The 22,244-nt window shown below is 64.8% G+C and carries 22 protein-coding genes and 1 pseudogene; 8 read left to right on the forward strand and 15 right to left on the reverse strand.

The features are described from left to right. From AWB80_RS45100 to AWB80_RS34845, 4 genes and pseudogenes are all read right to left on the reverse strand, one after another. Positions 1–140 (reverse strand): annotated as a pseudogene (locus tag AWB80_RS45100) (porin); the annotation flags it as partial. 489 nt (positions 141–629) lie between these two features. Continuing rightward, on the reverse strand, positions 630–902 hold the full coding sequence (locus AWB80_RS34835) for a hypothetical protein (RefSeq protein ID WP_061152250.1): 273 nt from the start codon (positions 900–902) through the stop codon (positions 630–632). 98 nt (positions 903–1,000) lie between these two features. After that, on the reverse strand, positions 1,001–2,158 hold the full coding sequence (locus AWB80_RS34840) for an aromatic ring-hydroxylating oxygenase subunit alpha (protein ID WP_061179254.1): 1,158 nt from the start codon (positions 2,156–2,158) through the stop codon (positions 1,001–1,003). A gap of 112 nt (positions 2,159–2,270) precedes the next feature. Beyond that, complete coding sequence (locus AWB80_RS34845) at positions 2,271–3,191, reverse strand: LysR family transcriptional regulator (RefSeq protein WP_061179255.1); 921 nt, start codon at positions 3,189–3,191, stop codon at positions 2,271–2,273. Positions 3,192–3,287: 96 nt separating this feature from the next. On the opposite strand from AWB80_RS34845, the gene AWB80_RS34850 reads away from it, so the two are divergent. Continuing rightward, positions 3,288–4,217, forward strand: a complete 930-nt coding sequence (locus AWB80_RS34850; protein WP_061179198.1) for a DMT family transporter — start codon at positions 3,288–3,290, stop codon at positions 4,215–4,217. Here the strand turns inward: AWB80_RS34850 and AWB80_RS34855 are convergent, their stop codons facing one another. After that, a complete protein-coding gene (locus tag AWB80_RS34855; protein ID WP_061179199.1) occupies positions 4,218–4,865 on the reverse strand; it encodes a DUF938 domain-containing protein in 648 nt (215 codons plus the stop codon). 351 nt (positions 4,866–5,216) lie between these two features. On the opposite strand from AWB80_RS34855, the gene AWB80_RS34865 reads away from it, so the two are divergent. The 3 genes from AWB80_RS34865 to AWB80_RS34875 all read left to right on the forward strand — a co-directional run bounded on the left by AWB80_RS34865 (position 5,217) and on the right by AWB80_RS34875 (position 8,306). After that, the gene (locus AWB80_RS34865) at positions 5,217–5,753 is read left to right on the forward strand and encodes an ankyrin repeat domain-containing protein (RefSeq protein WP_061179201.1); all 537 of its coding nucleotides are present in this window, start codon (positions 5,217–5,219) and stop codon (positions 5,751–5,753) included. Between the two features lie 146 nt (positions 5,754–5,899). Beyond that, a complete protein-coding gene (locus tag AWB80_RS34870; RefSeq protein ID WP_087131829.1) occupies positions 5,900–7,033 on the forward strand; it encodes a PRC-barrel domain-containing protein in 1,134 nt (377 codons plus the stop codon). A gap of 31 nt (positions 7,034–7,064) precedes the next feature. After that, entirely contained in the window at positions 7,065–8,306 is a 1,242-nt protein-coding gene (locus AWB80_RS34875) for an MFS transporter (RefSeq protein ID WP_061179202.1), read from the forward strand. Positions 8,307–8,970: 664 nt separating this feature from the next. Here the strand turns inward: AWB80_RS34875 and AWB80_RS34880 are convergent. Next, entirely contained in the window at positions 8,971–10,353 is a 1,383-nt protein-coding gene (locus AWB80_RS34880; RefSeq protein WP_061179203.1) for an FAD-containing oxidoreductase, read from the reverse strand. Positions 10,354–10,552: 199 nt separating this feature from the next. On the opposite strand from AWB80_RS34880, the gene AWB80_RS34885 reads away from it, so the two are divergent. Beyond that, complete coding sequence (locus AWB80_RS34885) at positions 10,553–11,866, forward strand: cation:proton antiporter (protein WP_061179257.1); 1,314 nt, start codon at positions 10,553–10,555, stop codon at positions 11,864–11,866. After that, a complete protein-coding gene (locus AWB80_RS34890) occupies positions 11,863–12,468 on the forward strand; it encodes a P-loop nucleotide/nucleoside kinase family protein (RefSeq protein ID WP_425266914.1) in 606 nt (201 codons plus the stop codon). The genes AWB80_RS34885 and AWB80_RS34890 overlap by 4 nt, the downstream gene beginning before the upstream one ends. On the opposite strand, the gene AWB80_RS34895 is transcribed toward AWB80_RS34890, so the two are convergent. The 3 genes from AWB80_RS34895 to AWB80_RS34905 all read right to left on the reverse strand — a co-directional run bounded on the left by AWB80_RS34895 (position 12,465) and on the right by AWB80_RS34905 (position 15,203). After that, on the reverse strand, positions 12,465–13,574 hold the full coding sequence (locus tag AWB80_RS34895) for a saccharopine dehydrogenase family protein (RefSeq protein WP_061179258.1): 1,110 nt from the start codon (positions 13,572–13,574) through the stop codon (positions 12,465–12,467). The genes AWB80_RS34890 and AWB80_RS34895 overlap by 4 nt on opposite strands. 157 nt (positions 13,575–13,731) lie before the next feature. Further along, entirely contained in the window at positions 13,732–14,187 is a 456-nt protein-coding gene (locus AWB80_RS34900) for an Lrp/AsnC family transcriptional regulator (protein ID WP_061179205.1), read from the reverse strand. A 125-nt stretch (positions 14,188–14,312) separates the two neighbouring features. Continuing rightward, entirely contained in the window at positions 14,313–15,203 is an 891-nt protein-coding gene (locus AWB80_RS34905; protein ID WP_061179206.1) for a LysR family transcriptional regulator, read from the reverse strand. Between the two features lie 164 nt (positions 15,204–15,367). Between AWB80_RS34905 and AWB80_RS34910 the strand changes: the two genes are divergently transcribed. Both AWB80_RS34910 and AWB80_RS34915 read left to right on the forward strand, forming a co-directional pair. Continuing rightward, complete coding sequence (locus tag AWB80_RS34910) at positions 15,368–15,886, forward strand: Spy/CpxP family protein refolding chaperone (RefSeq protein WP_061179207.1); 519 nt, start codon at positions 15,368–15,370, stop codon at positions 15,884–15,886. 119 nt (positions 15,887–16,005) lie between these two features. Further along, positions 16,006–16,434: a PGDYG domain-containing protein gene (locus AWB80_RS34915; protein ID WP_061179208.1), complete on the forward strand. Its 429-nt coding sequence runs from the start codon at positions 16,006–16,008 to the stop codon at positions 16,432–16,434. 7 nt (positions 16,435–16,441) lie between these two features. On the opposite strand, the gene AWB80_RS34920 is transcribed toward AWB80_RS34915, so the two are convergent. The 6 genes from AWB80_RS34920 to AWB80_RS34945 form a co-directional block, all read right to left on the reverse strand. Beyond that, on the reverse strand, positions 16,442–16,807 hold the full coding sequence (locus AWB80_RS34920) for a DUF3022 domain-containing protein (RefSeq protein WP_061179209.1): 366 nt from the start codon (positions 16,805–16,807) through the stop codon (positions 16,442–16,444). Between the two features lie 27 nt (positions 16,808–16,834). After that, the gene (locus tag AWB80_RS34925; RefSeq protein WP_061179210.1) at positions 16,835–17,626 is read right to left on the reverse strand and encodes a YhfC family intramembrane metalloprotease; all 792 of its coding nucleotides are present in this window, start codon (positions 17,624–17,626) and stop codon (positions 16,835–16,837) included. Then, on the reverse strand, positions 17,627–18,706 hold the full coding sequence (locus AWB80_RS34930) for a LacI family DNA-binding transcriptional regulator (protein ID WP_061179211.1): 1,080 nt from the start codon (positions 18,704–18,706) through the stop codon (positions 17,627–17,629). It lies immediately after the preceding gene. 104 nt (positions 18,707–18,810) lie between these two features. After that, positions 18,811–19,779 carry a 2-hydroxyacid dehydrogenase gene (locus AWB80_RS34935; RefSeq protein ID WP_061179212.1) on the reverse strand — a complete coding sequence of 323 codons (969 nt, stop codon included), beginning with the start codon at positions 19,777–19,779 and terminating at the stop codon, positions 18,811–18,813. Between the two features lie 103 nt (positions 19,780–19,882). Further along, positions 19,883–21,163, reverse strand: coding sequence for an MFS transporter (locus AWB80_RS34940; protein ID WP_061179213.1), 1,281 nt, complete (start codon positions 21,161–21,163; stop codon positions 19,883–19,885). A gap of 45 nt (positions 21,164–21,208) precedes the next feature. Then, a complete protein-coding gene (locus AWB80_RS34945; RefSeq protein ID WP_061179214.1) occupies positions 21,209–22,210 on the reverse strand; it encodes a sugar kinase in 1,002 nt (333 codons plus the stop codon). Positions 22,211–22,244: the final 34 nt, after the last annotated feature.

Consider the following 22,244-nt stretch of genomic DNA (forward strand, 5'->3'; position numbering starts at 1 on the left):
TTCGTCTGGCTGCTTTGATAGACGATCGAATCGTCGACGATACCGTACAGCGTGACGCTGCTTTGCGCGAATGCCGGCGCAGCGGCTGCGAACGCCGTGGCTGCGACGAGTGCGCACTTGGTCATCGTGAAACCCTTCATTTTTTCTCCTCAAGCGTTGGGCAGATACTTCCGTGCGAGTCTGGAACCGGTGCCGCCGTAACGGCGTTGATATGTTTCAACTCGTAACTTTTATCGGAGGCAAGTGTATGGCTTACAGACAGAATGCGAAAGAAACACGCGCGTTTGTGTCGTTTTTTTTCACTGTCTGGTTAACCAGTATTTTCCGGCACGCAGATATTGGGCAATCCGGCACCAAACTGACAGAAAGCTGACGGAAACATGGCGTCGATCGGAGCGTTCCGGACAGCCTCCAAAGAGCGCACGTTCGCCGTCCGGCCCGCTGTACAAGGCCGTGACGAACCTTGCGCCGCAAGACGCTCAGACGTTTATTGGGGTTCGAAAAGAGACCGGTCCGAACGGACCAGAGAGACGGCGCCGAGGAAGTTTCGGCGCCAGAAAGACGGCCGGCGTCGCCGGCGCGTCGAAAGAATCCTGCAAGCTACCCTGCGATGCGCCCGTGCAAAACCGTCAGTGCTCGATCTTCGCCCGCAACTCGCGCGCGGTTTCGAGCAGCCCTTCGTAGCCTGAGCGCGCGTGTGAAGGCAGATCCGGATCGCCGACGAGCGTGCCGAGCGTTTCGATGATGCTGTAGAGGATGCCCTTGGCCGCGCCCGCCGCCATCTTGCCCGCCGCGTAGGATTCGTCGACGTGCGAAATGGCCGCATCGAACTGCTCGACTTCGGGATGCGCTTCTCCGATCTCCGGGGCGTCGTCGCGCGGTTTGGTCGGATCGCTGTTCATGATGATGGTCCTCCGTAGTGGTCTGCTTTCTGTATAGCGCCACCGCGCGAACGGCGCAATCGGGTTCGAAGAGGGTTATCGTCGCACCGTCGCGCGCGTCAGGAAGCGGGCAGATCCTGCACTTGCTGGATGAAATGGACCCGGCGCGTGTCGCCCATGCTCCTGCCGGCGCCATGCGGCACGCCGCGTTCCATCAGCAGCGCGCGCAATTCGTTGATGACCGGAAAGACCTCGTGATTGTGATCCGCGCCCTGCCGGTCATGCGCTTCCTGCTCGCGTTCGACGATCCAGCGATCCTCCTTGAAGATGCGCTCGGTAAACCATACGAGCAACGGCCAGGCGGCGTCGAGCAGGACCGGCACCTTCGGGCGGCGGATCGACAGCAGGCCGAAGGTGCGGTTCGTGCGCTGCTCGGCGTCGAGCGGCACATAGGCGATCCACAGGTCCATGACCATGGTGTCGTCCTTGGTGCGGATCTTGAGCGTCTGATACGGGTATTCGGTGCGCACCGTCATCACGTCCTTCTGGCCGTCGGCGGGTTTCGCGCCGCGCTTCTGTCCGAACACGAGCGCCTCGCCGATCGGCTGCTTGCCCGCCTCGCGCGCGAAGGTGTAGTCGACTTCGATCCAGTCCTCGCCGCGCCGTCTGCCGAGCGAGCGCGCGCGCATGCTGCCCATCTGCCGGCGATGCAGGAACTGATGGTTCATGTCCATCAGGTTCTCGTGCATGAAGGAATAGTGGCAATTCACCGCGCGCCCAAAACGGCGCGTCTTGTATGCGCGATCGGTGGCGGAGACGAGGTCGGGGAATTTCGCGGCTTCGGCGAGTGACGGATCGCCCGGGAACACGAACACCAGTCCGCCCGCCTCGCGGCACGGATACGCCCGCACGCCGTTGGGCAAACGCTCGCGGCCGAGATAGGGAACGTCGGTGCAGCGGCCGGTGCAGTCGTAGGTCCAGCCGTGATAGCAGCAGCGGATCGATTCACCGTCGACGACGCCCGCCGACAACGGCACCTGCCGATGCGCGCAGCGGTCCTCGAGCGCGAACACCTTGCCCGATGCGGTGCGCACGAGCACGATCGGGTCGCCCGCGAAGCGCACGCCGTGCGCACGGCCGGCCTTCACCTCGCGCGACCACGCAAGCGGATACCAATGATCGGGGTGAATGTCGACACGGCGCAGATCGCGCGGCGGGCGCGTCGGTGTATCGATGGAACCGGCTTCCTGCTCGCCCTGGGGCAACGCTGCGTGCATGTACAACGCCTCCGGTGAAAAGGAGATCGGATGGAGCGCCGCGATCACCTGCGGAGCAATGAACGACCATTCGCAGTCTACACGGCGCCGATCGTTTCGGCGCGCGCGGGCTTTACGCCGGCTCGCCGAGATGCGCATGCAGATGATCGATCAGCGCGCGCACCTTCGGCGGCAGAAAACGGTTGGGCGGATAGAGCAGCCACACCGGACCCTGATACGCGCGCGCCTGCATTTCCCAATCGGCGAGCACGGTTTGCACCCGGCCCACGGCGAGCGCGTCGCGGGCGGCAAATTCCGGCAGCGCCGCGATGCCGAGGCCGGCTTCGGCCGCTTCCAGCCGCGCGCCCGCGTGATTGGCGATATAGCGCCCGCGCACTGCGATCGTCACCGTCTCGCCGCTCTTCGTGAAGCGCCAGCGGTGGTCGTCGGCGGTTTCACCGAGATGGATGCAATCGTGACCGGCAAGTTCGCGTGGATGCGCCGGCGCGCCGCGCTCGCGCACATAACCCGCCGATGCGCACAGCAGCCAGCGCACGCGCCCCAGTTGCCGCGCGGCGAGTCCTTGCGGCGGATGACTCGTCGCGCGGATCACGAGATCGATGTCGCTCGCGAGCGGATCGATGTCGTGATCGGTGAAAACGAGTTGCAGATCGACATCCGGATAAGCGGCGAGAAACCCCGCCACGAGCGGATGAATCACGGATTTCGCGTAAGCCGTCGGCGCCGATAGCGCGACGCGCCCCTGCGGCTTGCCCGATAACTGACCCGCGGCATCGACCGCGCCGGATGCGGCCGCCGCCATGTCGCGGCAATGCCGGTAGACGTGATAGCCCGATTCGGTCACGCGGACCTTGCGCGTCGAGCGTTCGAGCAGGCGCGTGGCGAGCGCCTCTTCGAGACGCTTGATCTGACGGCTGACGGTCGATGGCGTGATGCCCAGTTGCCGTGCCGCGACCGAGAAATTGCCCGCGTCGACAACGCGCGCGAACACCGCCATGTCGGGCATCAGATCGAAGAGATCGGCTGAGTTCATTTGTGCGTTCGCGACAAGAAAGCTATGCATCGGAACCCGATTATCGCCTCGACTGCATCATTGGACAATGATCGCTCCCCTCATCGGAGCCGCCGCATGACCATCGATCCACCCGCCCGACGCCTGCTTCCGCTATCCGATCTGCTGCTGTTCGCCGTTGCGATGGTGTGGGGCAGCAGCTACGGCATCGTCAAGAACGCGCTGGTGTTTTATCCCGTGCTGGCGCTGCTCGCGCTGCGCTTCGGCATCACGTTCTGTCTGCTTGCCGTGCACTTGCGGCATCTGCGGCAGGCGAGCGCCGCGACGCTGCGCGGCGTGCTCGTCCTCGGCCTTCTGCTGCTGTCGATTTTTCTCGCCGAGACTTTCGGCGTGCTGCACACGCGCGCCGCGAACGCCGCGTTTCTGATCAGCCTGTGCGTCGTGTTGACGCCGCTCGTCGAATGGGCGCTGCTTCGGCGGCGTCCCGCCGCGGCGGAGTGGCTCGCGGTCGGCGTGTCGTGCGCGGGTGCGTGGCTGCTCGCGAGCGACGGCGCGCTGTCCTTCGACTTCAATCTCGGCGATGGCCTCATCCTCGCCGCTGCCGTGCTGCGCGCGCTGTCGGTCTGCGTGACCAAGCGCGTGCTGCGCGCGGCGCCCCTTCCCGCGCTCACCGTGACGGCGGTGCAGGCGGGCGTCGTCGCTTCGGGAAGCGCGGCGATCGCGTTGATCTTCGCGCCGTCGCAATGGCAGCCGTTGCCCGCGCTCGCCGGTCACGGCATGTTCTGGGGCTCGGTGCTGTATCTCGTATGCGCGTGCACGCTGTTCGCCTTCTTCGCGCAGAACTACGCGATCGGCCGCAGCAGTCCGACGCGCGTCTCTCTGTTGATGGGCAGCGAGCCCGCGTTCGGCGCGCTCTTCGCGAGCGTGTGGCTCGGCGAGCATGTGTCGATGGCGGGCTGGATCGGCGGCGGGATGATCGTCGCGGCCTCGCTGATGGCGACGGTGCCCTGGCGCGGGATGTTCGCGGCGCGTCCGAGTGAAGCTTAGCTATGCGCGCTTCTCGAACACCACGCTGAAGTTATTGGCCGGCATCGCGACCGTCTCCACGAGCGTGAAGCCGGCCTTCTCGCCCAGCGTCTCGACTGCCTCCATGTCGCGCACGCCCCAGCGCGGATCGTTCGCGCGCAACTGCTGATCGAAGGCTTCGTTGCTCGGCGCGGTGTGCGCACCGTTGCGCCGATAGGGGCCATACAGGTACAGTACGCCCCCCGCGCTCAGGCGCGTGCCCGCGCCGCGAAAGAGCGCCTCGGCGGCTTCCCACGGCGCGATGTGAATCATGTTGATGCACACGATGGCCGCCACGTTCGCGATGCCCCAGTCGTCATCGAGCACGTCCAGCGCGAGCGGCGCGTTCAGGTTCGCGAGACCCGCATGAGCGCGCCATGCGGCAATGGAAGTGCGTGCGTTCGCGTCGGGATCGCTCGGCTGCCATACGATGCCCGGCAGCGCCGCCGCACAGTGCGCGGCGTGCTGCCCGGTGCCGCTCGCGATCTCCAGCACGATGCCGCTCGACGGCAGGACGCGCGCGAGGACCGATAGAATCGCATCGCGATTGCGCTCGGCGGCGGGCGCGCGGCGGCGCACGGAAACATCGGGATTCGGGGTGTCGTCGGAACCGGATGAAGCTGGATTCATGTGCGTTCGAGCGCGTGCGCGCAGAGGGAGCGAAAGTCGCATCGAGCCTAATGGTCCACGCGACGAAGCGTCAAGCTCCACGTTCGCCCGAACCCAAAAGCTCGTCGGGTTGGCGCGATTCCTGCTGCATCGCCGCGCGGAAAGCGTGGCGCACGAGCAAACCTGTGTATGCTCCCGGTTGATCCCGCGTCTGCCCTTGCATTTTGCATGCATGCGCATTGCATACCGAATGCCAGTTTGAATACATTGGAAACGCATTCAGAATGCCAGCGCGACATGACACCGGGCGCGCCGAGTGCATCCCGACGAACCGAGAACCGCGCACGCGGTGCGATCGAAACGGAGTGAATCATGCAGCACGACCCGAACCGCAACCCGGCAACGCAATCGAACGATGGCCCCGACGACGACATGATCGCGTTCGCGAGCGAAGTGTTCGATGTCGCGCGCCGTGGCGACGCCGCAATGCTCGATGCCCTTCTAAGCAAGGGCGTGCCGCCCAACCTGCGCAACGACAAGGGCGACAGCCTCGTGATGCTCGCGAGCTATCACGGCCACGCCGAAGCCGTGCGCGTGCTGCTCGGTCATGAGGCGGACCCGAACCTGCGCAACGACAATGGCCAGACGCCGATCGCGGGCGCCGCGTTCAAGGGTTTCACGGATGTGATCGAAACGCTGCTGGATCACGGCGCGGATGTCGAAGGCGCGTCGCCCGATGGCCGCACTGCGTTGATGATCGCGGCGATGTTCAATCGCGTGGCGATCGTCGAGTTGCTGATCGCGCGCGGCGCGAAGCCCGATGCGCGCGACGCCGGCGGATTTTCCGCGCGCGACGCCGCCGAGAAGATGGGCGCGCCCGACACGGCCGCGCGACTTGCGAACGCTTGAAGCCGTCTTCCGTACGCGATGTTCTTTGCATGCATGATGCAATCCGCTGAACGAACGACGCCGCATGTGCGTCGAAGCGTTCTGACCCGCACCGATCCAATAACGAACCAGACAAGCAGGTGACCCGGAACCATGGAGCTTTTGCGATGACAGGCGGTTTCTCGCATCGGAGTGACAGTGTCGATGCCGCCGCACGCCTGATTCTGCGTACGGCAGCGCTGATCATCGCGATCGGACGCGCGTTGCGCGCGCTGCGTCTGACCACGAGCCTTTCGATCGCCGCCGCGTTCGCGCTCTCCGCTTGCGGACTCATACCTCAGCAGACGCCCGCGCCGATCGTCGAGCATTCCTACATCCCGGCGCCCGACGAGACCGGCTCCGGCGAGCCCGAAGAGCCTTTGCCCGCCGTGCAGGCGCCGGAACCGGCGTCCGCCGTGAAGCCCGCCCCCGCGCCGAAGCCGAAGCGCCGCGTCGTCAGGCCCAAACCGCCGGAGCCTGCCGTCGTCCCGGCGCCCGAGCCGCCGGAACCGCCGCCTCCGCCGCAGATCATCTCGACGCGCATCATGCAGCACGAGCAGCTCCACGGCCTGCTCGACGCCGAGGTGCAGCGCGCCGACGGCAAGGTCGTCGGCCGCGCGGTGGACATGTACGTCGATGCCGCCGCGAAGCCCAAGCTCCTGATGGTGAATTTGTCTGGCTTCCTGGGCGTCGGCGACCGCAAGGTGAATTTTCCGTGGTCGGCCTTCCGCTTCACGCCGAATTCGAAGACCGCGCCGATCACCTTCGTGCCGCCCGCGCCGGCCGCGAAGGGCAAGCCGGCCGAACCGGCGCCGAAGCCGCAGCCCGTCGCCGAGGCGCCGGCGAGCCTCCTGCAACTCGTCGATTCGACGGTGACGCAAAAGAGTGGCGCGCGCATCGGGCGGGTGGTGGATGTGCTCGTCGATTCGCAGGCTCAGCCGCAGGCGCTCGTGCTCGATCTATCCAGTTCGCTCGCGGGCGACAAGCGGCACGTGGCCGCGAACTGGGGCGACCTGCACGTGCTGTCGCGCAACAAACAATGGCAACTTCAGATGGATTTCAACGACGCGCAACTCAAGGCCGCGCCCACTTACGCGCCCGAGCAGCCGATCAAGATCGTGTCGCCGATCGTGCCGCCCCCCGCGCCGGCTTCGACCGCGAGCGCCGCATCGGCGCCGGCTGGATCGGCCACGGCGAGCGCGACGACTTCCGGCTCCGTGTCGGCGCAAGCGCCGGCTTCGGGTGCCCGCCCGGCCAGATAACGGATAACGAGATCGAGAACCGATTCACAACATGGTAATTGCACGCAGTCTGCGCGCGCTCGACTGGCTGAACTTCTTCGTCGCCAACGTGCAGACCGGCTTCGGCCCTTTCATTGCTTCGTACCTCGCGGCCAACAAGTGGACGCAGGGCGAGATCGGCCTGATGCTTTCCGTCGGCACGATCAGCGCGATGGCGAGCCAGTTGCCGGCAGGCGCGCTCGTCGATGCGATGCGCAACAAGAAGTTCGCCGCGCTCTCCGCGATCATCGCGATCATCGTGAGCGCGCTGTTGCTCGCCGCGAGCCCGACCTTCGTCCCGGTGTTCGCCGCCGAAGTGCTGCACGGCTTCGCGAGCTGCATGCTCGTCCCCGCGATGGCGGCCATCTCGCTCGCCCTCGTCTCACGCGCGGATCTCGGCGACCGGCTCGGCCGCAACGCGCGCTGGGCGTCGATCGGCAGCGCGCTGACAGCGGCGCTGATGGGCGCGTTCGGCGAGTATCTGTCGCTGCGTTCGGTGTTCTTCCTGACGGCCGCGCTCGCGTTGCCGGCGATCGTCGCGCTGCGCATGATTCATTACGACATGCCGCCCGTCGTGCCGCGACAGTCACCGGGCAAGTCGAAGTTGACGCCCGAGGGTGAAGAGCGCGAATCCTTGCGCGAGTTGCTGAAGGACAGACGGCTGCTGATCTTTGCGGCGTGCGTGGTGCTCTTCCACCTTTCGAATGCGGCGATGCTCAATCTCGCCGCGGGCGAAGTGACTGCGCACATGGGCGACAACGTTCAACTCGTGATTGCGGCGTGCATCATCGTGCCGCAGTTCATCGTTGCAGCGATGTCACCGTGGGTCGGGCGGCAGGCGCAGAAGTGGGGGCGCAGGCCGGTGCTGATCCTTGGTTTTTGTGCGCTGCCGGTACGCGCGATTCTTTTTGCGGGCGTGAGCAGCCCGTATCTGCTCGTGCCGGTGCAGATGCTCGATGGCATCAGCGCGGCGGTGTTCGGTGTGATGCTGCCGCTCATCGCGGCGGATGTCGCCGGCGGCCGTGGGCATTACAACCTGACGATCGGGTTTTTTGGACTTGCTGCGGGGGTGGGGGCTACGCTTTCCACAGCGGCGGCGGGCTTTGCCGCGGACCGCTTTGGCACTGCGATGAGCTTTTTCGGCCTCGCCGGGGCGGGAGCGCTTGCGGTGTTGATGGTGTGGCTTGCGATGCCGGAGACGCGGGGGGCGCATGGGGTGAAGGAGGAACCGGCCAAGCCGCCGGTGGAGGCTTGAAATTTCCTGGAATTCTGGTTTGATTAGGGTTACGTAGAATCCTGTTTTCGTGTTGGTCTATTAGCGTTGCCCCTGTGCGGGGCGGCAGTCACTTTCTTTGCTGCTGCAAAGAAAGTAACCAAAGAAAGCAGCTTTCCCCATCCGGAACGCTTCACACCGGCCGCGGCACAGGCGAGCGGCTAGGGCACAGCGGTAGTGAGTGCCCCTCATAGGCCACCTCGGGCGTGGACCGCGCACGGTCTGCCACATCGCACCACAGAACAAACTGGTTCAGCACAAAATAGCTCCGGCCCGCTTCGCGGCCGATGGGTACATCGGGTCTGCGTGTGTTTCTGCGTTTCTCTTTTCTCGTCGGTTTCCCTTGCGTACCCTACGGCAGCGCGTAGCGCTGTGCCGGAACTCTTTCGTGCTGAACCAGCGCGCTAAACGTCCTAGCGTTTCAGACCGTGCGCGGTCCAAGCCCGGTTAGGCCTACGAGGGCACTCGCTACTGCTGTGCCCTAAATGTGCGCCTGTGCCGCGGCCGGTATGAAGCGTTCCGGCTGGGACAAGCTGTTTCTTTGGTTACTTTCTTTGCAGCAGCAAAGAAAGTGACTGCCGCCCCGCACAGGGGCAACGCTAATAAACCAACACGAAAACGGGACCGGCGAAAGACAACAACAAACTCATTCCAAGGGCCCCAACCCCTCCAATAAAGTCGGAATCAACTCGCTCACCGTGGGATGAATATGCATAGCCCGCTGCAGCGTAGAAAACGGCGCATCCGCATTCATGATATCGATGAAAGTATGAATCACCTCATCCCCTTCGATGCCATAAATCGCCGCCCCTAAAAACCGCTTCGTTCGCGCATCGACGAGCGCCTTCATAAAGCCATCCGTCTCGCCGCGCTCGCGTGCGCGCCCCACGCGCGTCATCGGCATCGTGGCGATGAGCGCATCGCGTCCATCCTTGCGCACCTCTTCCTCGCTCATGCCCACCCGCGCAAACGGCGGATCGACGAACACCGCATAAGCCATGATGCGCGTATCGGCGCTGCGCGATTCCCCATCGAGCAAATTCGAAGCGATGATCTCGTAATCGTTCCACGATGTATGCGTGAACGCACCGCGCCCGTTCACATCGCCGAGCGCATAGACGCCTTCAACGCGAGTGCGCAACTGCCCGTCCACATCGATCATGCCGTGCCTGTTCACCGCGATGCCCGCACGCTCCAGACCCAGATCATCGGTGTTCGGCGTGCGGCCCGTCGCGAACAGCAGATGCGATGCGTCGATCCTGTCATCGCCGCTCGATATGCGCACGCCCCCCGCCGACGGCTCCACGCGTTCTATCTGCGCCCCGAAGTGGAACTCGATGCCCTCGCGCACGAACACATCCTGCATCGCGCGCGCGACGTCCTCGTCCTCGCGCGTCAGAATGCGATCGCCCCGCACGAGCAAGGTCACGCGACTGCCGAAGCGCCTGAACATCTGCCCGAATTCGAGCGCGATATAGCTCGCCCCGACAATCACCAGATGCTCCGGCACTTCGGTCAGTTCCAGGATCGTCGAATTGGTCAGATACGGCACGCGCGCGAGGCCGTCGATCTCCGGCACCACCGCGCGCGTGCCCGTGTTGATGAACACGAGATCGGCATCGATGTCCTGTGTCGAGCCATCGCCCGCTTCGATCGAAAGCGCATGCGGCCCGATGAAACGTCCATGTCCCTTGAACACCGTGAGGTTATCCGTGCCGCGCAGCCACTTCTCGATACCCGTGCGCGAGCCGCCGATCACCTCGTCCTTGCGCGCCTTCACGCGCGCCATGTCGATGGTGATATCGCCGCCAATCATCACGCCGTATTGCGCCGCCGTGCGCGCAACGTGCGCAGCCCGCGCGCTCGCGACATACGTCTTGGTCGGCGTGCAGCCGACGTTCACGCAAGTGCCGCCGAACAGATGCCGCTCGATCACCGCCGTGCGCCTGCCGCTTTGCGCGAGCCGCACGGCAAGCGGCGAGCCGCCCTGCCCCGTGCCGATGACCACCGCATCGAAATGCTGTGACATGCTGGTTCTCCCCCGGCCGTATGCGCCGCCGACGCAACCGGCCGTGCGAATGAAGCGGATGACGAATGAAGACGCCGCAACCGAATTGCATCTTACGCGCATGCCGACGCGCGGTCAGAGGCCCTGCCCGACGCACGTCCATCGGGCACGGGCATGGCTCGTGCTGTCGATCTACGGCACACGAAGCAAAAAGGCATTCATGATCGAGACGATCTGGTTTCTCGTCGTCGGCGGCGTGCTCATTTTCATGGGCCTCGCCAGTTCGACATTCAAGCGCCTGCCGATCAGCACCGCGATGTGCTATCTCGCGATCGGCTTCGCGATGGGCCCCGACGCGGCCAATCTGCTGACGCTCGATCTCACTGCCGATGCGACGGTCCTGCGGCGCATCACCGAAGTCGCGATGCTGGTGTCGCTGTTCGCAATCGGCCTGCGATTGCGCGTGCCGCCCACCGATCGCCTCTGGTTTCTGCCTGTCCGCCTCGGGCTCGTCGCGATGATGCTCACCGTCGCCGCGCTCACACTTTTCTCCGTTTATGCGCTCGGGCTGAGTTGGGGTCCCGCGTTGCTGCTCGCCGCGATGCTCGCGCCGACCGATCCCGTCCTCGCGCACGACGTGCAGGTGGAAGCGCCCGGCGACATCGACCTGCTGCGCTTTTCGCTGACCGGCGAAGGCGGCCTGAACGACGGCATCGCGCTGCCCTTCGCGCTGCTGGGCATCGCGATATGCCGGTTCGAGACGACGCCGGGCGAGGCGCTGCACTGGAACTTTGCGTTGCTCGCCGTGTGGGGCATCGCGGGCGCGCTGGCGAGCGGCTGGCTGCTGGGCGCGCTGTCGGTGCGGCTCGTCGCGTATCTGCGCACGCGTCACGGCGAAGCGCTGGGGCCGGAGGGCTTTTATGCGCTCGGGCTGATCGCGCTGTCTTATGGTGTTGCGGAGTTGCTGCACACGTACGCCTTTCTCGCGGTGTTCGCGGCTGGCCTCGCGATGCGTCGTGTCGAGCAGAAAACCAGCGGCGGCAAGTCCGCGCGCGAAACGGTCGGCAAGATCGATGCGGACGATGTCGGCGCCGCTGCAGCCGATCCCGCGCGCGCGCACGCGTTCATGGCCGAGCGCGTGCACGGCTTCACGATCGAGCTGGAGCGCATCGCCGAAGTGGCGATCATGCTGATCGTCGGCGCCGTGCTCGCGACGATGTGGCGCGACCTCTTCACCTGGCAGGCAGGCGCGCTGATCGTCGCGCTGTTTTTCGTGCTGCGGCCCGCGGCGGTCGAGGCATCGCTCATCGGCTCGGACGCGGCGGGGCCGCAAAGACGGCTGATGAGCTGGTTCGGCATACGCGGCGTCGGCTCGTTCTACTATCTGCTGTACGCGCTGGAACATGCGCCGCATGATGTAGCCGCACCGCTCGTGCCGCTCGTCGTCGCGACGATCGCGGCTTCGGTCATCGTGCACGGCATCACCGCGACGCCGCTCATGAACCGCTATCAGCGAGCGCGCAAAGACGCATGATCTTTTATCGAGGTCCATCAGGCGTGAAGCATCTGATTTTCTTCTGCGGCCATGCAGGCACCGGCAAGACGACGCTCGCCAAACGCCTGTTCGCGCCGCTCATGCAGGCGACGGGCGAGCCTTTCTGCCTGCTCGACAAAGACACGCTCTACGGCGCGTATAGCGCGGCGGCAATTGGCGCGCTCACGGGCAATCCGCACGATCGCGACAGCCCGCTTTTCATCGCACATTTCCGCGATCCGGAATATCGCTGTCTCATCGATACCGCCGCCGAAAATCTCGCGCTCGGCGTGAGCGTCGCCGTGGTCGCGCCGCTCACGCGTGAAGTGCGCGCTTCACGGCTGTTCGATCGCGCATTGCTCGGCATCGGCGAGGATGTGGCCGTTCGCGTCGTCTGGGTGCATGTGGATGAGGATGTGGCGCGCGAGCGCATCGTCGCGCGCGGCGATCCGAACGATGCGTACAAGCTCGCGCATTGGGAGGAATATCGTCAGCGGCTTTTCGTGCCGGACGCGGCGCTCGCGCAGACGCTCGTCATGTTCGACAATACCGAAGCCGACGACGACGCGCGCGAGGCGCTGCTCGCGCGCCTGATCCGTTAAGCCGCGGCCAGTCGCCGCGCCGTCGCCACCGCGTTCGCGCCTTCGTACAGCTTGCCGAAACGGTTGTCGAGGAACGCTTCGAGCGGCACCTGCTCCTGACGCACGAAGCCGCTTTGCGGCAGCACGCCTTCGCGGAAGAGATCGAGCTCGGCGCAGATCGCGCCCGCGGTCGTGATCTGGATCGCGCTCATCGGCACGCCGCATACGTCCTTCGCGAAAATCTTGCGCGTGAACACGTCCTGCACGAGTTGCCCGCGGCGCATGCCCGTCACCGTGACGAAGATCAATACGACATCCTGCGCCGTCGCCGGCACCGCGCGCTTGAGCATCGTCTTGAGGCCGTCGCGGTCGGTGGACATGCGCAGATCGTCGAGCAGGAACTTCATCAGGTCGCGATGGCCGGGATAGCGCACCGACTTGTAATCGAGCGTCTCGACCTTGCCCGCGAGCGTCTCGCACAAGGTGCCGAGGCCGCCCGACGTGTTGAACGCTTCATACTCGATGCCGTCGAGCGAAAAATGCTCGACGCCTTCGAGCGGTTGCACCCACTGCGTGCGGCCTTCGCGGATCGCCTCGCACGGCTGGCAATACTCGTTGATGAGGCCGTCGATACTCCATGTGAGGTTGTACTTCAGCGCGTTGGTCGGAAATTCGGGCAGCGCGCCGACGCGCATCTTCACTTCGCGCACGTCGTCGAGGCGCTTCGCCAGATCGTGCGCGACGATGCCGATGAAGCCCGGCGCGAGACCGCATTGCGGCATGAACGCGAGCTCGGAATCGTCGGCGATGGCGCGGATCGCGTGCGTCGCGCGCACGTCTTCGGTCAGGTCGAAATAGTGGACGCCCGCCGCTTTAGCCGCTGATGCGACGTTGATCGCGAGGTAATAAGGCAGCGCGTTGACGAGCGCATCGAAGCCGATCAGCGCCTGGCGCAACGCGGGCGTATCGGCGGAATCGACGCGGCGTGTCGGGATGCCCTGCGCATCGAGCAGCGCGAGCGCGTGCTCGTCGCGATCGAACGCGACGACTTCGAAGTCCCCCGTTTCACGCAGCAAATGGGCAATGCTCTGACCGATCAGTCCGGCGCCGACGAGGGCCACTTTCATATTCATCTCCTTGGTGTGTGAGTTTGGCGAGTTTGGCCAATGCGCTTCTTCACACAGTTTAGGAGCGGGCGAATATTGATCACAGACGCAAAATGATGCGCTTCGACGAGGTTTTTCGTCATTATGACGAGATGATTCGACGATTCGTATCGTTCGACTACCCGACGCGGTCGATCTTGCGCGCGAGGATGATCGACGTCGTGGTGCGCTCGACACCTTCCAGCGCGCCGATCTGGTCGAGCAGATCGTTCAGACGGTCGGGGGAATCGGCGCGCAGCCAGGCGACGTAATCGAACTCGCCGCTCACCGCGCAGAGCAACTGAATCTCCGGCATGCGCGCGAAGCGTTTTTGCAGATCGCGACCGTACTTCGGCGTGAGCTTGATGCCGACATACGCCTGAATGCTCGCATCGAGCACGTCCTGCCCGAGCCGCACGCCGTAGCCCGCGATCACGTTGTTCTTTTCCAGCCGGGCGATGCGCGCGATCACCGTCGTGCGCGCGACGCCCAGTTGCCGCGCAAGATTCGCGACGCTCTCCCGCGCGTCCATCTGCAGGAGCGCGACCAGATTGCGATCGATGTCGTCGAGCTGATCGAGGCGCGGCGGTCTCATGAGTGCGTCGTCCTTGGCATTTTGTGTTTTGCGTTATGCGTTTTGAATGCCATCGGGCATCCGGTGCTTTGTGTTTTGCATTATGGCCGAGACGACGGCGCGAATCGAACGCCGATCGATGGCCATCACACGCCGAGTTTCACCACCATGAAATCGACGAAGCTCGCGAGCTTGGGCGTCGCGCGCGTATCGCGTGGATAGACCAGATGCACGGGCGAAGGCTTCGGCAGGAAGTCTTCCAGCACGGCGACGAGCGCGCCGCTCTTCAGTTCGTCCTCGACCAGCGCATGCGGCTGAAGCACGAGACCGAAACCCGCGAGCGCGGCCTTTCTGAGCGCCTGGCCGTTGTTCGTTCGAAAGCGCGACGACTGCGTGCGGCGCGCGTGCATCGCCTCATCCTCGCCTTCGAGCCGCCAGCCCGCCTCGCGGCCCTGGTGCACGAAGCCGAGGCACTCGTGGCGCGCGAGATCGGCGGGCGTCGCGGGCGTGCCCACGCGCGCGAGATACGCGGGCGATCCACAGACGGTCATCGCATACGGCTTGAGCGGGCGCGCGACGAAGCTCGAATCGGCGAGCGTGCCGATACGCACGGCCGCATCGAAGCCTTCCTCCACGATGTCGACCATGCGATTCGTAAGATCGAGTTCGACCGTGATCTGCGCGAACGCCGCGAGAAACTCAGTCACGGCGGGTGTGACGAACTGCACGCCATACGTGAGCGGCACGGTCACGCGCAATACGCCGCGCGGCGTCGCGCTCATGGACTCGGCGAGAGAATCGGCCGCATCGACCTCCGCGAGAATGCGGCGGCAGCGCGCGTAGTATTCGCGGCCGATCTCGGTCAGGCTTTGACGGCGCGTCGTGCGCACCATGAGCCGCGCGTCGACCCGCGCTTCCAGCGCCTGAAGATGCTTGCCGGCCATCGGCGCGGAGATGGAAAAACGCTCGGCGGCGGCGCTCAGGCTGCCCGCCTCCACGATGGCGACGAAGACCCGCATGCTCAACAAGGTATCCACTGCGTAATTTTCCAGAGACGTATCGAATGTAAGCAGTTGTGGCAATGCGGCCGAATCCGCATGCAATCGTGATACTAATATCCGCCGATGGCGTGTCTGTCGCGCTGCCTTTTCATGCAGCTTACGAAGCACGCCGCTTTCCATATCGATCGAAGGTAACCCGAATGAAAAGAACACTCGTTGCATTGGCCGCATTCTGCGCATTGAGCCCGGTATTCGCGCAATCGTCGGCGCCCGTGGCGGCATCGGCGCCGGCCGTGCAGCCCACGGCATCCGCACCGGCCGCCAGCAAGCGCGAGGCGCGCGTCGAGGAGCGTATCGCGGAACTGCATTCGAGCCTCAAGATCACGCCGCAGCAGGAAGACCAGTGGTCGAAGTTCGCCGACGTGATGCGCGACAACGGCCGCACGATGGCCGATCTGTACCGCCAGCGCATCGCGCAGCGCAAGACCATGTCCGCGCTCGACGACATGAAGCAATACGAGCAGATCACGCAAGCCAACGCAGACGGCACGAAGCGCCTCGTCGAAGCGTTCGAACCGCTTTACGCGAGCCTTTCGCCCGAGCAGAAGAAGCTGGCCGATACGAGCTTCCGCGACGAGCATGGCAAGTCGCGCCAGAATCGCGCGCATCGCCGCCCGCATGCGGCAGGTGCGGAGGCCGCTTCGACGACGAAGCCCTGAACGAGCGCAGGGCCGAACAGCCCGCATCGCGCGATGCGGGCTTTTTTTCGTCCGCCGGGTGCAAAATGGCGCGAATGCCGTTACGATCCCGCACCGTCACTGCCATACCGGATCGCACCATGCTCCCTCTGTCCCAGCTCGATCTGTCCACCGATCCCGCCACGCGCCGCGTCGTGAAGGACGAAGCCGTCGCCGTCGAATTCGCCGCCGTTGCGGGCGAGTTGATGAGCCTCGAAGGCCCGAACCGCTACGCGCGCGGCGATGCGATCGTCACCGGCAGCGGCGGCGAGCGCTGGGTCGTGTCGCGCGAACGCTTCGATGCGAAGTACGTGCCCGAAGGCGGCATCGCGCACGGCGAAGCAGGCACGTATCGCAACCGGCCGAGCGTCGTGCTCGCGAAGGAGATGCACGCGCCGTTCTCCATCGCGCGATCCGCGGCCGGCGACATCCTCACCGGCGACGCGGGCGACTGGGTCATGCAATATGCGCCGGGCGATTACGGCGTCGTGAAGGCCGCGCGCTTCGCGAAGGTCTACCGCGACGCCTGAAGAAGCATCAGGCGAAGTCTTCGCCCATTTCGATGTCCACTTCGCGCGGCACGGTCTCGCCGTTCGCGTACGCCTCTTCGAGCGAGCCGAGCGTCGCTTCCACATACGCGCGCAGCACCGCGTAACTGCGCGCATGCAGGCGCGGCGGCAGCGCCCGATAACGCGCGAGCGCCGCAGGTTCGAAGCGCACGTCGATGGTGATGCGCCGCGCGGTCGAACCGAAGCGCATCGCCACGTAGTGAATCGCGAGCGACGTGCGGCCCGCGTCGTCGCGTCGCTCGGCGAACTGCGTCTGCTCGGGAAAGAGATCGCTGATCACGCGCGCGAGCATGTCGATGTCCGCGCTCGGGCAGTCGTATTGATAGTCGTCCATTCGATGTCGATATTCGATTGATGCGCTTCACGCGCCCTGTGCGGCAGCACGCCGATAGTAGCGCACGAGCGCCACCGCGACGATCATGCCGAGCACGAGATACACGGCATCCGCGGCGATGAGCGGCACGAGCCGCGCCTGAAAGAGCGCGGCGGGCAAGCCGACGAGCGCATGCGCGGCGACGAGAAACGCGAGCGCATGCCGTGAACGCTCGCGCAGCATCTGCCACATCAGCGCGGAAAAGCCGATCTGCAGCACGAACGCGCTGGCACGCTCGACGAGAAAGATGCCCGCCGACACGGGCGACAGACTCATCAACACCAGATGAATGCGCGCGAGCGCTTCGAGCGGCGCGCTTTCGAAGTGCGCGTCGAGCGTGCCGCGATTGGCGAGCACCGCATAGACGATCCATTGCACCTGCACGAGCACGCCGACGATCCACGCTTCCGCGCCGCCGTGCCCGATGCCGTAGCCAAGCGCGGGCCCATGACGATCGAGCGCGCCCGGCTCACGCGAGATGAGCCATTTCATCGCCAGAAAACGACCGACCTCTTCGCACAGACCGGCCGCGAGCGCGCCATAGATGACGAACACCGCGGGATTCATGAGCCACGCCGACGTGAGCGGATTGCTCAGCATGAAGCCGTGCAGCGCGCGTTCGATGACCATCGCGAAGAGCGCGAATACCGCGATGCCGAGAATCGCCTCGCGCGGCACGATGGAAAAACGCGGGCGCAGCTTCTTGTACAGCACGATGGGCATCGCTGCGATGATGAGCGTCGCGAGCGCGAGGCTCAGCAACGTCGAAACACTGACCATTCAGATTCCTTGTGATGCGGGTTGAGTCGCGCGTGTCGTGGAGGCGCGCACGACGAGTTCGCCCGGCAGCAGGCATTCGCGCGCGGGCATCGCTGCGCCACCGAGCCGTTCGTGGAGAAATTCGACCGCGCGCCGGCCGATATCGTAGGTCGGCTGGCGCACCGTCGTCATGCCGGCGAGTTGCGCCCATTCCGAATCGTCGATCGACATCAGCGCGACGCTCGCCTGCCAGTCCACGCCATGACGTTCCTTCAGATGCACCGCGACGCGCAGCGCGACCGGCCCGTTCGCCGCGAAAAGCGCGACGCGCCGGCCCTTCGCTTTCGCGGCCGCGACGCGCGTATCGAGTTCGGCGAGCGCGCTTGCAGCATCGGCGAGATCGATCACGAGCGTCGAGCCCCTGGCGTCGAGCGCCGCGACGGTCTCGCGAAACGCGGCCTCGCGCAGGCGCCGCGAACTGACGTGCGTGACGGGCTGAACGATGAAAAGCAGCTCGTCGAAGCCTTCGGCGACGAGATGACGCGTGGCGAGTTGTACGGCGGCGGGGTTATCGAGCCCGACCATATCGGTGATGAAGCCTTCGACCGAACGATCCACCAGCACGACCGGAATGCCGCCTTGCGCGAAGCCTTGCAGCAGTTCTTCCTTCACACCGAGCGCGTTGACGATCACGCCTTCGACGCGATACGTCGTCAGCAGTTGCAGGTAGCGCCGCTCCATGTCGATCTCGTTGGCCGCGTGGCAGATGAGCGGCATGTAGCCGAGCGCGTGGCACGCGGCTTCGACGCCTTGCAGCACTTCGACGGAATACGGATTCGTGAGATCGGCGAGCAGCATGCCGATCAGGCGGTTGCGGCCGCGCTTGAGGCCGCGCGCCATCTGATTCGGCCGATAGTCGAGCTTGGCGATGGCCGCTTCGATGCGCTCGCGCAGGTCGGGCGAGAGCACGCTCATCTCGCCGTTCAGATAGCGCGAGATGCTCGTCTTGCCGGTGCCGGCTTCGCGCGCGACATCGGTGATGGTTGCGCGGCGCGCGCCGAACGTGGCCGGGCGGTTCGTCAGTGTGGGATCGTCGGACATAGTGGTCGTGGGTTCGCGTTGCGCAGAAAAGCGCCGCGCGATGCTGTCATTATCGTTCTCCTCGCATCGCGCATGTTAGCGCATGCCCGCACGACCCCGCGTTTTCAGCGCTTCAGGACTTCGCGATTGACGATGTTTTGCGTGAGCGTGCCGTCCAGTGCGCCGACGAGATTTTCCGCGGCGTTGCGCGCCATTGCGTGACGCGTTTCGTGCGTGGCCGAGCCGATGTGCGGCAGCGCGACGACGTTGTTCATCGCGAGCAGCGGCGAATCGGCGGGCAGCGGTTCCTGTTCGAACACGTCGAGGCCGGCGCCGCGAATCGTGCCGTTCTTCAGCGCTTCGATGAGCGCGGCTTCATCGACGGTCGGTCCGCGCGATGCGTTGATCAGGATCGCGCTTCGCTTCATCTTCTTCAGCTCATTCGCGCCGATGAGGCCGTGCGTTTCGGGCGTCAGCGGCACTTGCAGGCACACGAAGTCGGATTGCGCGAGGAGTTCATCCAGTTCGACGCGCTTCGCGCCGTATTCTTTTTCCGCCTGCTCGTTCGGACTGCGGTTCGTGTAGAGCACGTTCATGCGAAAGCCGAGCGCCGCACGGCGCGCGACCGCCCCGCCGATGCGCCCCAGCCCGACGATGCCGAGCGTCTTGCCTTGCACGTCGACGCCAAATTGCGCCTCGCCGATGCTCGCGTTCCAGTTGCCTTGCTTCACCCATTCGGCAAGTTCGACGACGCGGCGCGCGCTGGCGAGGATCAGTGCGAAGACAGTGTCGGCGGTGGATTCGGTGAGGACATCGGGAGTGTGGGTCAGGATGATGCCGCGGCGCGTGAGGTCTTCTACGTCGAACTGGTCGAAGCCGACTGAGATCGTCGAGAGGGCTTTCAGGTTTTTTGCGCCTTCGATCATGGCGGGGGTGATTCTTATGCTCGCGCCGATGGCTCCGTTGGCTTCCTTCAGTGCTTCGATGAAGGTTGCTTCATCTCTTGGATCGACGTTCAGTACTTCTGCATGCTCGCGCAGGTATGCTTCCACGTCGGGGGGTAACATCTTGTAGGCTACGATTTTGTGGGTCATTTTGGTTTGCTTGGGCTTCTGTGGAATCCTGAGTTCGTGTTGGTCTATCAGCACAGGGGCAACGCTAACAAACCAACACCCTAACGGGATCCGGCGAAAAAAATCAAGACCTCACGACCACGCCAGCCCCCACCGCAGCCTGCGGCCGAACCGCCAAAGTAAGCCACACAGCAAGCAACAAAGCCACGCTCATGAACACGTAAGAGGCCGACGGCGACCCCGTCGCCCCATTCAGATAGCCAACGAAATACGACCCGACGAACGACCCCAACGCCCCCATGCTGTTGATGAGCGCCATCGCTCCACCCGCGACGTTCTTCGGCAAAAGCTCCGGCACGATCGCAAAGAACGGCCCATACGGCGCATACATCGCCGCCCCCGCAATGACGAGCAGCGTATAGGAAGCCCAGAAGTTGGTCGAGCCGAGCAGATACGATCCCGCGAACGCCACCGCGCCGATCAGCAGAAACGGCCATACGAATGCCTTGCGCGCCTGCAGCTTGTCCGACGCCCACGACGCCAGCAGCATCGCGATGGTGGCGGCGAGATACGGCACCGCCGACAGCCAGCCCGTCTCGACCATTCCGAGCGTCGAACCGTTCTTCAGAATCGACGGCAGCCACAGCACGAAACCATACACGCCGATGCTCCAGCAGAAATACTGCGCGCACAGCTTGATCACCGCCGGCGACTTGAACGCCTCGCGATAGTTCTTCACCGGCTTGATCGCGGCCTGTTCGGCGCGCAGGGTCGCATCGAGATCGTTCTTCTCCTGGTCCGTCAGCCACTTCACCTGCGCCGGCTTGTCCTTCACGATGAACCACCAGATCACCGCCCACACGACCGCCGGCAACCCTTCCGCAATGAACATGTGGCGCCAGCCGAACGAATTCACCAGATAGCCCGACACGACCGACATCCACAGCACCGTCACCGGATTGCCGAGAATCAGGAACGTGTTCGCGCGCGATCGCTCGGATTTCGTGAACCAGTTCGCGATGAAGACGAGCATCGCCGGCATCACCGCGGCCTCGACGACGCCGAGCACGAAGCGGATCGCCATCAGCGACGGAATGTTGCTCACCATGCCCGTGAGCGTCGCGCATCCGCCCCACAGGATCAGGCTCCAGAACACGAGCTTCTTCACGCTGCGGCGCTCGGCATAGATCGCGCCCGGAATCTGGAAGAAGAAGTAGCCGAGGAAGAACAGCGCGCCGATCAGCGACGACAGCCCCTTGCCGATGCCGAGATCGTGATTGATGCCCGCGGCCGCGGCAAAGCCGTAGTTGGCGCGGTCGAGATACGCGAGGCTGTACGTGATGAAAACGATCGGCATGATCGCCCACCAGCGGCGCGCCGCAAGCTTGGGAGTCGTGGATTGCATGGTTGTCTCCGAACGCAATTCGGTTGAGTCTTTCGGTTGCTGGCTTCAGGCCAGATCGAACGCGGCTTTGGCCGTCTTGTCGTTGGAATCCTGTACTTCGAGCAGGTCGAGCGCGGCGCGCGTCGGCAGTCCTTCGCTGTCGCCGATCACCTGAATCGCCAGCGCGCCGATGCGGTTGCCACGCGCGATCGCATGGCGCACGTCGCGCCCTTCGAGCAGCGCGCTGACGACGCCGACCGCGAAGCCATCACCCGCGCCGACCGTATCGACGACATCGACGACCGGCACGCCCGGCACGATGCCCGCATCGCCGTCCGCCGTGCGGAAGTACGCGCCGTGCGCGCCCAGCTTCACGACGACGCCCTTCGCGCCCCGGTCGAGGTAGAACGCGGCGATATCTTCCGGCTTCGCGTAGCCCGTGAGCGTCAGGCCCTCGGACACGCCCGGCAACACCCAGTCGGCGAGCGCGGCGAGCGCGTTGAGCGCTTCGGCCATCGCCTCGCGCGACGGCCAGAGCGTCGGGCGCAGGTTCGGATCGAACGAGATGGTCTTACCTGCGGCACGCATTTCGCGGGCCATGTGAAACGCGAGTTCGCGCGAGGTCGCGGAAATCGCGGGCGCGACGCCCGTCAGATGCAGATGACGCGCGCCGAGCACGTAGTCGGCGGCGTAATCGTCGAGCGAAAGGTGGCTCGCGGCCGAACCCTTGCGGAAGTATTCGACCGCCGGATCGCTGCCGTCCTCGCACTTGCCCTTGAGCTGAAAGCCGGTCGGAAAACGCTCGTCGATCGTGACGCGGCGCGCGTCGATGCCCTCGGCGGCGAGCACGTCCAGCACGTAACGCCCGAATGAATCGTTGCCGACGCGGCTCATCCAGCCCACCTTGAAGCCGAGCCGCGACAGGCCGATCGCGACGTTCAGGTCCGCGCCCGCGACGCGCTTGGTGAATTGACCGGCCTTCGCGAGATCGCCGGTGACGGCCGCGACGAACATCGTCATCGCTTCGCCGTAGGTGACGACGTCGAGAGCTTCAGGCTTGGCTTGCATGTCGGGTCCTTTGCAGATGAATGCTGAATGCAAA

Origin of the sequence: Caballeronia pedi, from assembly GCF_001544915.2 — a bacterium.
GTDB classification, from domain to species: Bacteria; Pseudomonadota; Gammaproteobacteria; order Burkholderiales; family Burkholderiaceae; genus Caballeronia; species Caballeronia pedi.